Here is a 13,590-nt window from a genome sequence, read left to right on the forward strand (position 1 = left end):
TGATGTTTTTATTTCTGAAATCAATTCCGATTTTTGGATCAACTTTTTATGTTGATTATCTATTTTACTTAATAACCAAGATGATGTGACACCTTCCATTGGCAATTCTCTTGCTGGATAAATATCCAACAAAAACACTTCGTCAAATTGCGATAAGCTTTTTGCAAAATCATCAACAAAATCGCGTGTTCTACTAAATAAATGGGGCTGAAATATAGCCAACACCTTTTTATTGGGATGCATTTCCCTAACGGCTTCATACACCGCATTAATTTCTCCCGGATGATGTGCGTAATCATCAATAAACACCAAATTATCCGTTTTAATTTGATACGTAAAACGTCTTTTAACACCTCTATAAGATGCTAATGCTCGGCTTAATTTTTCATGTGAAATACCATATTCCAATGCCATGGCCAAAGCCAATAATGCATTGAGCAAATTATGCCTGCCGGGAAGACTGAATTCAAAATCGCACAACAATTGGTTTGGCGTTTTCACATCAAAATGATAGGTGCCATTACTGATTTTAATATTCTGTGCTGAATAATCAGAATCATCTTCAATGCCGTAAGTGATGCCATCAATTGGCAAACCATTTCTGACAAACAGCTTTCCGTTTGGTTTTAATTTTTTAGTAAATTCAACAAATGCCTTTTGAAGTTCTTCAGCTTCGCCATAAATGTCAAGATGATCGGCTTCCATGGCGGTAAGTCCTGCCATATCTGGCGATAATGTTAGGAACGACCTATCAAACTCATCGGCTTCAACAACGGTTACTTCAGTGCCATTAAGGATAAAGTTAGAATTATAATTTTCGCTCACGCCACCCAAAAACGCTGTCATAGGAACATTGCATTGCTTCAATAAATGCCCTAAAATACTCGTCGTCGTGGTTTTGCCATGAGTACCGGCAACGGCCAAACAGAAGGTATCCTTGGTGATTTCACCAAGAATTGCCGAACGTTTTAAAACCTGAAAACCTTGTGATTTAAAATAATTAAACTCAGCATGATCCTTAGGAATTGCTGGCGTATAAACTATTAAAGTATTGTTGACATTGAGAAATTCAGATGGGATTTTATCCACCGAATCCTCAAAATGAACTTCAACACCCAACGCTTCCAAAGCATCTGTGATGTCTGTTTTGGTTTTATCATAACCGGCCACCAATTTTCCGTTGGCCACAAAATAGCGCGCAATTGCACTCATTCCGATGCCTCCGATGCCAATAAAATAAACGTTATGTATTGTTTTTAGGTTCATGGTTTCTTATCTGTTGACTGTTTAAGGAAATTCTTTATTCTTTATTCTTTATTCTTTATTCTTTATCAACAACTTCTCAACCTCATCTACGATATCTTTTGTTGCATTTACAAGTGCTAATTTCTTGATATTTTCACTTAATTTCTTTTGTTTTTCTGAAGACAAGACGAGTTGCGAAAACTGGTTTTCAAAATCGACATCCAAATCCGATTCTTTAATCAATAATGCCGCTTCTTTATCAACAATAGCCATGGCATTTTTAGTTTGATGATCTTCGGCAACATTTGGCGATGGAATGAAAATCACTGGTTTTCCTACAACACACAACTCTGAAACCGAACTTGCGCCTGCTCTCGAAATAATAAAATCGGCAGCAGCATAAGCCAAGTCCATCGTATTTAAAAAAGCATGCACCTGAATGTTTTCGTAAGAATTATACTTTTTATAAGTGTCATAATACAATTTGCCACATTGCCAGATGACTTGAACGTTTTGAATTTGGAAAAACTCAAGTTCCTTTTCAATCAATTCATTAATACGTCTAGCTCCCAAACTTCCTCCTAAAACCAATAAAGTCCGTTTGCCATGGTTCAGTTTAAAAGCATCTTTCCCTTCAATAATTTTACTATCTATCTGCAATAAATCCTGACGAATAGGATTTCCAGTTATAATCAGTTTTTCTTTTGGAAAAAAACGCTCTAATCCATCGTAGGCCACACATATCTTATCGGCCTTTTTACCCAATAATTTGTTGGTGATGCCCGGATACGAATTTTGTTCCTGAATTAAGGTCGGAATACCCTTTGACGCCGCAACTTGCAACAAAGGACCACTTGCAAAACCTCCTGTACCAATAGCTATATCAGGCTTAAATGTTTTTACAATCTTTCTGGCTTTAAGCAAGCTCACGACCAACTTGGCGGGAAAGGCAAGATTTTTGAGAGTCAGTTCACGTTGAATCCCTGTAATCCACAAGCCTTCAATGGCATATCCTGCTTGTGGCACTTTTTCCATTTCCATACGGTCCAAAGCACCTACAAAAAGAAACTCTGCATCCGGAAAACGCAATTTAAGCTCATTGGCAATAGCTATGGCAGGATAAATATGACCGCCAGTACCACCACCCGAAAGAATAATTTTATATGTTTCTTTTTTTGCCATTATATTTCTAAAACTCCTACAGTTCTTATTTAAACCAATAATCTCGTGCGCTCGTCGTTTTATCTGTTATCTAAAGTCTATATTCTATGCTCTATTGTCTTATTTAGATCGTTTCACTCAATATTTCCAACGGATTATCTAATGCTTCTTCTTGCTGTTTCAACTCTTCTCTTTTAGCACTCACACTCAATATCATTCCGAGCGCCAGGCAAGTCATCCAAATGGAAGTACCACCACTACTCACCAGCGGCAAGGTTTGACCCGTTACCGGAAACAACTCCACTGCAACTGCCATATTAATCAATGCCTGAAATACGATAGGCAGACCTACGCCTAGTACCACCAATTTCCCAAAAATGGTATCTGATTTTTGCGCAATGATCACAATCCTGAAAAGCATCCAACAATACACTGTTAAAATAACCAATCCGCCAGCTAATCCATATTCTTCAACGATAATCGCAAAAATAAAATCGGAGGACGATTGTGGCAAAAAGTTTTTCTGAACACTTTTACCCGGTCCCAACCCAATATATCCACCAGTTGCAATAGCAATTTTGGCTTTCTCTATCTGATAGTCTGCTTCGGTATCTTCGCCATTGGCAAAGTTCTCAACACGGCTCATCCACGTATCCACACGGTTGGGCATCAATTCAGGAAATGCTTTTGCGGTAAGCACAAATAACGACAACACCAAAATCCCCGTACCAACAATTACCATAAGATATCGGAAAGGATAACCGCCAATAAACGTCAACACCATAACCATCACAAACATGATAGCTGCCGTTGAAAAGTTGGCTGGCAGAATTAATATCAACACCAAAAAAACCGGTAGCCATAATGGCAAAATCGTTTCTTTAAAGGTAATATCCCGATCCTGTATTTTTGATAGGTACCGAGCTACATAAACCATCAGCACAACAAATGCAAAAGTTGACGTTTGAAACGACATCCCGATAATGGGTATTTGAATCCATCGGCTGGCATTGGCACCTTCAATGGTAGTACCTTGATACATGGTCAAAACCAATAATATCAACACAATGGGCAACATCACCAGCGACAAACCCTTAAAATACCGATAGGGAATACGGTGCACGCCATACATAATAGTAAACCCCAAAAATAAGTGCATAAAATGTTTAACAAAAAAGGAAAATGTACTTCCAGATCCGGCACTATAGGCAAGATTACTAGAAGAACTATACACCGGAAGGAATGAGAAAATTGCCAACAACGCGACAATGGCCCAAACCAAGCGATCTCCTTTTATATTATTAATGATATTTTGCACTTTTACTTTGTTTTATAAATTTCTAACGGCATTTTTAAATTGACGTCCTCTATCTTCATAGTTTTCAAACAAATCAAAACTTGCACATGCTGGAGACAATAACACGGAATCACCAGTTTCCGCCAATTTGTAAGCCATCTTCACAGCTTCAGTCATGTATTGCGTTTCAACAATAACATCGACCATTTTTCCAAACGTATTTAAAAGTTTTTCGTTGTCAACACCAAGACAAATAATGGCTTTTACCTTCTCATTGATAAAAGGAAATAACTCTTTATAATCGTTTCCTTTATCTACGCCACCAACAATCCAAATAGTTGGCGCGTCCATACTTTCTAATGCAAAATAAGTAGCATTTACATTGGTTGCTTTAGAATCGTTAATGTAACGCACCTTATTAATTCTTAAAACTTCTTCCAAACGATGTTCAACACCTTGAAAATTCTCTAAACTTTCACGAATGGTCTGTTTTCTTATTTTTAGTAAATGTGCCACAGTTGATGCAGCCATTTGATTCTTAATATTGTGTTTACCCTCTAAGGTTAAGCTATTTGTTGACATAATAATTTGATTGTTATCTATCGTTATTTTAATTTCATTTTTGTCTAAATACGCGCCATTTTCGATGATTTTTGTTAATGAAAACGGCAGTAATGTGGATTGAATTTGATGCGATCCGAGCCAACTGACAATCACCTCATCATCAGCATCATAAATCAGGTAATCGTCTTTTGTTTGATTCTTGATGATCCTAAATTTCGAATCGATATAATTTTCAAACTTATCATCATAACGGTCCAAATGATCAGGTGTGATATTCAGCAAAACAGCAACATGCGGCTTAAAATCCATACTATCATCCAACTGGAAGCTGCTAATTTCCAGCACATAATTTGGATAATCATGCTCTAAAATCTGTTGCGCAAAACTTTTACCGATGTTTCCTGACAAACCAACTTCCAATTCCTGTTTTAAAATATGGTGGATTAGAGTTGCCGTTGTCGTTTTCCCATTGGTCCCCGTGACACCAACAATCATTGCATTGGTAAATTTTGATGCAAATTCAATTTCCGAAACCACCGGAATACCTTGCGCTCGTATTTGTTTTACCAAAGCTACTTTATCTGGAATCCCAGGGCTTTTCATCACGATATCGGCATCCAAAATCTTAGATTCGGTATGCTGTCCATCTTCAAATTCAATAGCATTATGTATAAGAACTTCTTTATAATTTTCTTTAATTTTCCCTTTATCCGAAAGGAACACGTCGTAACCTTTTGACTTTGCTAAAAGCGCGGTGCCAACGCCACTTTCTCCTCCTCCCAATATGACTAATCTCGTTTTTGCCACGAATGATTCAATTTATTTTTAGACCTACAAGGCTCTTAAAACCCTACAGGTTAATTTATTATCTAATTTTCAACGTCACGATCGATACAATAGCTAACAAAATCCCGATAATCCAAAAGCGTGTTACAATTTTACTTTCGTGATATCCTGATTTTTGATAATGATGATGCAATGGTGACATTTTAAAAATACGACGCCCTTCGCCATATTTCTTTTTGGTGTATTTAAACCAACCTACTTGCATTACCACCGATAAATTTTCAGCTAAAAAAATACCGCACAATACCGGAATCAGCCATTCTTTTCTTACAGCAATGGCAATAACCGCGATAATTCCGCCAATGGTCAAACTTCCTGTATCACCCATAAACACCTGTGCGGGATAGGCATTGTACCATAAAAACCCAATTAACGCTCCAACAAAAGCCGCGATATAAATAGTAATTTCCTCTACACGTGGGATATACATAATATTCAGATATTCAGAAAAAATGATGTTTCCAGACACCCATGTAAAAATGCCCAAGGTGAGTACAATTATTGCAGATGTTCCTGCCGCCAATCCATCAATACCATCAGTCAAATTTGCACCATTGGACACTGCGGTGATAATAAATATGCTGACCAAAATAAAAATGACCCAAGCATACTTTTCCAAATCTGGACTGATCCACGTTACCAAATGCGCATAATCAAACTCATTTTCCTTAACAAACGGAATGGTTGTTTTGGTTGATTTTTCCTCTGCCTTAAACAATTGGGATGGCAATCCATTAGGATTTGCTGCCAAAATTTGACGCTGCTCCACAGTTGGCAACTTTTCCCTGATGGTCACATTGGGATTAAAATACAAAGTGGCACCAACAATAATTCCCAATCCTACTTGCCCTAACACCTTAAACCGACCTTTTAAACCATCTTTATCTCTTTTGAATTTTTTGATATAATCATCTAAAAAACCAATGGCACCCATCCAAACAGTGGTAATGACTAAAAGAATGATATAGATATTGTCAATTTTTGCAAACAAAAGCACCGGAATCAACGTCGCAATAATGATAATAATACCACCCATTGTTGGAGTCCCAGCTTTTTCATTCTGACCTTCCAATCCTAAATCCCGGATGGTTTCGCCAACCTGTTGTTTTTGCAAAAACCTAATAATGCGCTTACCATATATGGTTGAAATAAGCAACGATGTGATAATTGCCATGGCCGCTCTAAAGGAGATGAATCCAAAGAGCAAGGACCCCGGGAAATCAAAATGTTGTTTTAAATATTCAAATAGGTAGTAGAGCATCTGTTATTGGTTTCTTGTTTTGGGTTTAAGGTTTCTAGTTATTCGTTGTCTGTCTTCTATTTCATAAAAACAGGTTTATCATTCCTATTTTCCGAGTTGTTTTAAAATTTCTTGCACTATCTTATAATCGTCAAAATCAGTTCGAACACCTTTTATTTCCTGATAGGTTTCATGGCCTTTTCCAGCAATCAGAATAATGTCTTTGGATTGCGCCATTTGACAAGCGGCTTTAATGGCTTGTTTTCTATCCGTTATGGAAATCGTTTTCTTATAATTTTGAGGTTCAACGCCTTTTTCAATATCTTCGATAATCGCTTCTGGAACCTCACTTCTTGGATTGTCGCTAGTAAAAATGACTTTAGTGCTTAAAGCCGATGCGATATGTCCCATTTCAGGGCGTTTGGTTTTATCCCTATCGCCACCACAGCCAACCACCGTGATCAATTCTTCATTTTTGGTCCGGATACTATTAATGGTTTCCAACACATTTTGCAAGGCATCGGGCGTATGTGCATAATCAACAATAGCAGTAATGTTCGAATCCGAAATCAAATACTGAAACCTTCCGGAAACACTTTCCAACTCGCTTATCAGTCTTAAATTCTCAACTTTTTCAAGCCCTAACAATTCCGAAGCGGCGTAAATGGCCAAAATATTATACGCATTAAAGTTTCCTATTAACCGTGTCCAAACTTCGTTATCATTGATTTTAAGCAGCAAACCACTCATTTGATTTTCTAAAATCTGAGCTCTATAATCGGCGTAGGTTTTTAAAGCATAGGTGTATTTTTTTGCTTTGGTGTTTTGCAACATGACCAAACCATTTTTGTCGTCAATATTGACCAATGCAAAAGCATTTTTTGGCAAGTTGTCAAAAAAAGACTTTTTTACATCTCTATATTCAGCAAATGAGCTATGATAATCTAAATGATCGTGAGAGAGATTTGTGAAAATCCCACCTTCAAAAAGCAATCCTTCCGTTCTGTTTTGATGAATGCCATGCGAACTGACTTCCATAAAACAAAACTCAACGCCTGCATCGCTCATCAATCCCAAATATCTGTTAATCGTCAACGAATCGGGTGTGGTATGCGTGGCCGGATATTCTGTAACATCCACCATAATTTTGACAGTCGATAACAAACCTACTTTATAGCCCGCCTTTTTAAACATGTGGTACAACAAAGTGGCAACCGTGGTTTTCCCATTGGTACCGGTAACACCCACCAATTTTAAATTATGCGATGGATTATCATAAAAATTGGCTGCCATAAACGCCAATGCTCTACTGGCACTTTCAACTTCTATATAAGTTACGCCCGAATGGAAAATTTCTGGCAGATTTTCGCAAACAACTGCAATGGCACCTTTTTCAATAGCCAAATCGATGTATTGATGACCATCGGTCAAACTGCCTTTTACAGCTACAAAAACATCATTTTGACCAACATTTCGAGAATCAAAATGAATGGCATTTACCGACAAACTTGTGCTACCAACAACAGCGTTAATGGTAACCTTATATAATATGTCTTTTAATTGTACCATTAGATTTTTAAATAAACTTCTTGATTGCGATTTATTTTGCTGCCTTTTTCGATAGACTGCGTTTTGACCACTCCAACCCCACCAATTTTCACCACTAGTCCCATATTTTCCAAAAGTGCCAAAGCATCCATCGTAGGCATCCCTCTGACATCGGGCATGATCGTTTTATAAGCTTGAGCAACTTCATAGTACTTCTCAAAGCTTTTATCAATAGCTAAATTTTCAACTTCTAAAGTTTCGACCTCATCATAAATTGGCGTATCGGTAAATATTTTTTGTGCAATTTTCTTAAAAACCGGTCCAGATACATCGGCACCATAATATCCCACACTTTTATCGGGTTCATGAATAACTACAATACACGAATATTTTGGATTATCTGCAGGAAAAAAGCCTGCAAACGATGAGATATAACTCAACTTATCCTTTTGCGCATAATCTTTCTGACAGGTGCCTGTTTTTCCGGCCATAGAGAAATTTGGTGAATACAATTTTTTTCCGGTACCGTGTTCTACCACATTTTCCAACATTTTTTTAACCTTATCAACCGTTTCCTGAGAACAAATTTTCGGATTGATCACTTCTTTTTTGAAGGGCACAATGGTTTTATCAAACTCGCGCACTTCACGCAAAAACTGAGGTTTTACCATTTCGCCATTATTGGCAATCGCATTATAAAATGTCAAGGTTTGCAGTGGTGTAAATGACACGCCATAACCATAAGCCATCCATTGCAAGGCTATTCCGCTCCAACGCCCGTTTTTAATTCTTGGATCGGGAATAATGGGATCGGGCTCACCCACAATCGCCAAATCCAGACTCTCATTCAAATTCATGGCGTACAACCGATCAATGAATTTACTTGGCTGATTTTTGTAAGCTTTGTCAATAGCCGCAACAATGGCTGTGTTTGAGGACACCTCAATAGCCTTTGCCAAACTGATCTCGCCATAACCCCCATGCTTGGAATCCCTTACTTTTTTGCCATGATAGGTTAGGATTCCGTTTTTAGTATCTACCACATCACTAGTATCCACAACCTTATCTTCCAAAGCTGCCGTTATGGCCATAATTTTAAAGGTAGAACCCGGTTCATGACTCTCCCCAACGGCATAGTTGAGCCGCTCATAATATTGTCCATTAGAATTTCTTCCAAGATTGGAAATTGCTCTGATTTCGCCCGTTTTGGTTTCCATCACTACAACAGTACCATGATCGGCTTTATACTTTTCAAGCTGCTCTAACAAAGCATGATGGGCAATATCCTGGATATTTACGTCAATAGTGGTATAGACATCATAGCCGTCTTTTGGCTCAATTTCATTATAATCAGTTATGGGTTTCCATTGCCCTTTACCAATTTTCTGTTTCATCCGATGTCCATCAGTTCCCCTTAAGTACATTTCACCAAAAGCGCCATCAATCCCTGCTCTAACATAATGCCCATCTTTATCAATCCGCTCATAGCCAATAGATCGCTGCGCAATACCTCCCATAGGATGTTCACGTTTTGTAGTTTGCTCAACAATAAGCCCTCCCCTAAAAGCACCAAGATTCAATAAAGGAAAATTCCGAAGACGCGTATAATCGGTGTAATTGATGTTTCGGGCCAACAAAAAATACCTGTTTTTATTAGCTCTTGCCTTGCGCAATTCCTTTTGATAATAACCTGATGATTTTCCTGAATACTTCGACAAAGAATCACTCAAAGCTTTTAAATGCGCTTCAAAAACCTTATTGGTAGGCGTTACGGCATCAATCCTGATATCATATTTTGGTATGGAGGTTGCCAACAAGCTTCCATCGGAGGCATAAAGATTACCACGATTGGCAGGAATAGTCACATTTTTCACCGTTCGACTTTCAGCCAATTCGGAATACTTATCACCATGCACCAGTTGAATGGTGAGCAACTTGAACACCACGGCTATAGCGAAGACAATCATTATGCCGGCAACAAAATACAATCGTTTTAATATGTGTTTTTCAGTGACTACCACGTAATTTTATTGTGATTTAACTTTAATTTTTTTAGGTGGATTGGGCGAAGGAACAATATCCTTTTCCGCCATTTTTTGAACAATCCCTGACTCCATTTTAAGCTGCATCAATTTTGACCTTCCATCTACAAAAGCCGAACGCCATTCTTTAACTTCATTATTCAATCGCGCAATATCATGTACTTTCTGATCGGCGTTATGAGAACTGGCAATCATAACAATCGCTAAAACAGAAATAAAAATAATGACCCTCCAATTTTTAAAGGAATCATCACTGACCAAAAACTTACCTCTTAATATGTGATAAATATTGCTTTTCATAGTTTCAACTGCCCTTCGGACATCTTCCCAAAAGGAAGAGCTTTTTTTACTTTAACCTAAATCAGTTTCTGCGAAGGCAGAAATTTCGCTTAGTTTAATTTGGTTTTTTTTAAAGACCTACAAGGTTTTTGAAACCTTGCAGGTTGACCGCCTCCTTAGAAGGGAGGCATTCAAACGGCAAACCACTTTATATTTTTTCCGCAATGCGAAGTTTTGCACTCCGCGCCCTGCTATTTTCTTTTATCTCCTCTTTAGATGGCACAATCAAACCGCCTACCTTTTTCATTGGCACTTCAAAATTCCCGTACATATCACGCTCCGGCTCACCTTCAAATAGGCCATTTTTTATAAATCGCTTTACCAATCGATCTTCTAGCGAATGGTAAGAGATACAACTCAATCGACCACCAACTTTTAACACCTCTGGCGTTTGGAGCAACAACTCCTTTAAAGCCTCAATCTCTTGGTTCACCTCAATCCGAATAGCCTGATAAATTTGCGCCAATACTTTATGTTCGTTTTTATGCTTCACAAATTTCTTCAAAACCGACTTGAGGTGCTCACTGGATTTTATTTCATTTACAGCGCGCTCTTCCACAATCACCCTTGCCATTGCCGGCGCTTGGCGTAACTCTCCATATTGAAACAGAACATCCCGAATTTTTTCTTCCTCATATTTATTGATGACATGAAATGCCGACAACGCACTGTCCTGATTCATTCGCATATCTAAATCGGCCTCAAAACGTGTTGAAAAACCACGTTCCGCAACATCAAACTGATGGGAAGACACTCCAAAATCGGCCAAGATCCCATCCACTTCCTTCGCCCCATAAAAACGTAAAAAACGCTTTACATACCTAAAATTTTCATTGATCAACTTAAATCGCGGGTCGTCAATAGCGTTTAAAAGCGCATCTTTATCCTGATCAAAAGCAAACAACTTACCGTCAGGACCTAAACGCTTCAGAATCTCACGACTGTGACCACCACCACCAAATGTCACATCTACATAAACGCCGTTAGGCTTAATATTTAAGCCATCAACCGTTTCGGTAAGCAACACCGGATTATGATATTCCATCTGTATCGTCATCATTTCCCATAACTTCTTCAGCCAATTCTGCAAAATCGCCAGCCGCGTCGTCTATGGCTTGTTCGTATTTATCTTTATCCCAAATCTCAATAATGTTTATCGCCGAAGACACTACGATATCTTTAGAAATCCCCGAAAACACCATTAAGTCCTTCGGCACCAACAATCGGCCCGCACTATCTATCTCCACAACCTTCACTCCAGCGGTAAACCTTCTGATAAAGTCGTTGTTTTTCTTTTTAAAGCGATTAAGTTTGTTCATTTTTTGCATCAAAGCCTCCCATTCGGCCATTGGATACAACTCTAAACAGGATTGAAAAACCGCTCTTTTTAAAACAAATCCATTTTGAAGTGACGGCAACAACTGTTTTTTGATCGCAGAAGGCATCATGAGCCTACCTTTTGCATCAACCTTACATTCGTATGTACCTATTAATGAGTTCAATTGAATCTGTTTTTCTATCTAACGACTAAGTATCAAATATATTGAAAATATTACCACCTTTTACCACAATTTACCACTTTTGTTGATAAGTTTATATATTTAAGCGCTATTTTTGCCGAATCAAGAAAATAAACATTAAACAAACAACTGTATTTCAGATGATTATAAAATTGATATCTACCCCACTTATCATCTACAACACTGTTAGCAAAACTATTATTTGGAAGAATCTTGAAAATGAAATAAAATTTCATTGAAATAACTATATTTGTTTTTCATGAATAACTACTAGCCATTAAATGATACACCTTTTAAAAAAAGAAAAAAATTACAGTTATATTGAAGTCGGCGAAGGTAAACCAATCATAATCCTACATGGATTAATGGGTGGATTGAGTAATTTTGATGCAGTGGTTGACTATTTTGGAGTTAGAGGCTACAAGGTTATCATTCCTGAATTGCCCATATACACCATGTCTTTGTTAAAAACCAACGTCAAAAGTTTTGCAAAATATCTTCATGACTTTATCATTTATAAAAACCTAGACGACGTTATTTTATTAGGAAATTCGTTAGGCGGGCATATTGCACTTTACCATACCAAACTATATCCAGACAAAGTAAAAGCACTTATCATTACCGGCAGTTCTGGTCTTTATGAAAGTGCGATGGGCAGTGGCTACACCAAGCGCGGTGATTATGAAGTTATCAAAAAAAAGGCACAGGATGTTTTTTATGATCCGGATGTTGCCACCAAGGAAATTGTAGATGAAGTTTATGAAACGGTGAACGACCGCAATAAATTAATCAAAACATTAGCCATTGCAAAAAGTGCGATCAGACATAACATGTCAAAGGATCTGCCCAACATGAATCTGCCCGTATGCATAATTTGGGGCAAAAATGATATTGTAACACCACCAGAAGTCGCTGAAGAATTTCAACAACTTTTACCAGATGCCGAATTGCATTGGATTGACAAATGTGGCCACGCCGCTATGATGGAGCATCCAGATGAGTTTAATGCGATACTTGCAGAGTGGCTTAAGAAAAGAAAACTCTGAGAACTTTAATCCCAATAGTTAATGGGAGATGCCGAAATTGAAGATTAAAATTTCCATACTATAAATTCTAAATTCCGATCCATTGGATTTGGAACAATTTCTGATAATATGATCATCAAAACTGCCGAATTTTTAATGAGCAACTCTGACGTGAGCAAGTGTCCTAAGGATGTTTTGCCGGAATATGCATTTATTGGCAGAAGTAACGTTGGCAAATCGTCCTTGATCAATATGCTGACCAATCATAAAAACTTGGCAAAAACATCAGGAAGACCCGGAAAAACCCAACTCATCAATCACTTTTTAATTAACAAAAATTGGTTTTTGGTGGATTTGCCTGGCTATGGATATGCACGTGTTTCAAAAACATCAAAACGACAATTTCAAAAATTCATTACCAATTATTTTGAGCAAAGACAACAATTGGTCTTGGCATTTGTATTAGTTGATATTCGTCATGAAGCTCAAAAAATCGATTTGGAATTCATGCAATATATGGGCGAAAACAGAATTCCTTTTTCCATTATATTCACTAAAGCCGATAAATTAAAACCAAAAGCCATTGAACGCCATGTAGAAGCTTACATGCAGGAACTCCTCAAAACTTGGGAAGAAACGCCAAGCTATTTTATTACCTCTTCCTCATCATTTATTGGCAGGGACGAGGTTCTCGCAAAGATTGATGCGACCAATGATGAAATGAACGCCTTGCGCAAATCATAAATTCACAAAACAACTAATT

The 13,590-nt window shown here is 37.7% G+C and carries 12 protein-coding genes; 2 read left to right on the forward strand and 10 right to left on the reverse strand.

Annotated features, from left to right (window positions below; all coding sequences use genetic code 11):
* The 10 genes from murC to mraZ form a co-directional block, all read right to left on the reverse strand.
* Nucleotides 1-1,266 (reverse strand): UDP-N-acetylmuramate--L-alanine ligase (murC, locus tag VNJ50_RS06225; RefSeq protein ID WP_325580070.1); only part of this gene is annotated, 1,266 nt, incomplete at its 3' end.
* A 48-nt stretch (nt 1,267-1,314) separates the two neighbouring features.
* Nucleotides 1,315-2,427, reverse strand: coding sequence for an undecaprenyldiphospho-muramoylpentapeptide beta-N-acetylglucosaminyltransferase (murG, locus tag VNJ50_RS06230; protein ID WP_325580071.1), 1,113 nt, complete (start codon nt 2,425-2,427; stop codon nt 1,315-1,317).
* A gap of 103 nt (nt 2,428-2,530) precedes the next feature.
* The gene (locus VNJ50_RS06235) at nt 2,531-3,724 is read right to left on the reverse strand and encodes an FtsW/RodA/SpoVE family cell cycle protein (RefSeq protein ID WP_325580072.1); all 1,194 of its coding nucleotides are present in this window, start codon (nt 3,722-3,724) and stop codon (nt 2,531-2,533) included.
* A 12-nt stretch (nt 3,725-3,736) separates the two neighbouring features.
* Nucleotides 3,737-5,074: a UDP-N-acetylmuramoyl-L-alanine--D-glutamate ligase gene (gene murD / locus VNJ50_RS06240; protein WP_325580074.1), complete on the reverse strand. Its 1,338-nt coding sequence runs from the start codon at nt 5,072-5,074 to the stop codon at nt 3,737-3,739.
* 58 nt (nt 5,075-5,132) lie between these two features.
* Nucleotides 5,133-6,374: a phospho-N-acetylmuramoyl-pentapeptide-transferase gene (mraY, locus tag VNJ50_RS06245; RefSeq protein ID WP_325580076.1), complete on the reverse strand. Its 1,242-nt coding sequence runs from the start codon at nt 6,372-6,374 to the stop codon at nt 5,133-5,135.
* Between the two features lie 84 nt (nt 6,375-6,458).
* Nucleotides 6,459-7,922, reverse strand: coding sequence for a UDP-N-acetylmuramoyl-L-alanyl-D-glutamate--2,6-diaminopimelate ligase (locus VNJ50_RS06250; protein WP_325580078.1), 1,464 nt, complete (start codon nt 7,920-7,922; stop codon nt 6,459-6,461).
* Nucleotides 7,922-9,868, reverse strand: a complete 1,947-nt coding sequence (locus VNJ50_RS06255) for a penicillin-binding transpeptidase domain-containing protein (protein ID WP_325580136.1) — start codon at nt 9,866-9,868, stop codon at nt 7,922-7,924. The genes VNJ50_RS06250 and VNJ50_RS06255 overlap by 1 nt, the downstream gene beginning before the upstream one ends.
* Before the next feature lie 60 nt (nt 9,869-9,928).
* The gene (locus tag VNJ50_RS06260; RefSeq protein ID WP_325580079.1) at nt 9,929-10,243 is read right to left on the reverse strand and encodes an FtsL-like putative cell division protein; all 315 of its coding nucleotides are present in this window, start codon (nt 10,241-10,243) and stop codon (nt 9,929-9,931) included.
* Nucleotides 10,244-10,430: 187 nt separating this feature from the next.
* Nucleotides 10,431-11,327, reverse strand: coding sequence for a 16S rRNA (cytosine(1402)-N(4))-methyltransferase RsmH (gene rsmH, locus VNJ50_RS06265; protein WP_325580138.1), 897 nt, complete (start codon nt 11,325-11,327; stop codon nt 10,431-10,433).
* Nucleotides 11,314-11,784, reverse strand: coding sequence for a division/cell wall cluster transcriptional repressor MraZ (gene mraZ, locus VNJ50_RS06270; RefSeq protein WP_325580081.1), 471 nt, complete (start codon nt 11,782-11,784; stop codon nt 11,314-11,316). The genes rsmH and mraZ overlap by 14 nt, the downstream gene beginning before the upstream one ends.
* 299 nt (nt 11,785-12,083) lie before the next feature.
* Here mraZ and VNJ50_RS06275 point away from each other — a divergent pair, with 299 nt between their 5' ends.
* Entirely contained in the window at nt 12,084-12,848 is a 765-nt protein-coding gene (locus VNJ50_RS06275) for an alpha/beta hydrolase (protein ID WP_325580082.1), read from the forward strand.
* 108 nt (nt 12,849-12,956) lie between these two features.
* Nucleotides 12,957-13,571 (forward strand): ribosome biogenesis GTP-binding protein YihA/YsxC, encoded by a 615-nt coding sequence (yihA, locus tag VNJ50_RS06280; protein WP_325580083.1) that lies wholly within the window; start codon nt 12,957-12,959, stop codon nt 13,569-13,571.
* Nucleotides 13,572-13,590: the final 19 nt, after the last annotated feature.

It is taken from the genome of Gelidibacter sp. (assembly GCF_035577925.1).
Classification (GTDB): domain Bacteria; phylum Bacteroidota; class Bacteroidia; order Flavobacteriales; family Flavobacteriaceae; genus Gelidibacter.

Coding starts and splice junctions, on each gene's coding strand:
- murG (WP_325580071.1), bottom strand. CDS start 2,427: ATGGCAAAAAAAGAAACATATAAAATTATTCTTTCGGGTGGTGGTACT.
- mraY (WP_325580076.1), bottom strand. CDS start 6,374: ATGCTCTACTACCTATTTGAATATTTAAAACAACATTTTGATTTCCCG.
- VNJ50_RS06250 (WP_325580078.1), bottom strand. CDS start 7,922: ATGGTACAATTAAAAGACATATTATATAAGGTTACCATTAACGCTGTT.
- VNJ50_RS06255 (WP_325580136.1), bottom strand. CDS start 9,868: ATGATTGTCTTCGCTATAGCCGTGGTGTTCAAGTTGCTCACCATTCAA.
- VNJ50_RS06260 (WP_325580079.1), bottom strand. CDS start 10,243: ATGAAAAGCAATATTTATCACATATTAAGAGGTAAGTTTTTGGTCAGT.
- rsmH (WP_325580138.1), bottom strand. CDS start 11,327: ATGGAATATCATAATCCGGTGTTGCTTACCGAAACGGTTGATGGCTTA.
- VNJ50_RS06275 (WP_325580082.1), top strand. CDS start 12,084: ATGATACACCTTTTAAAAAAAGAAAAAAATTACAGTTATATTGAAGTC.
- yihA (WP_325580083.1), top strand. CDS start 12,957: ATGATCATCAAAACTGCCGAATTTTTAATGAGCAACTCTGACGTGAGC.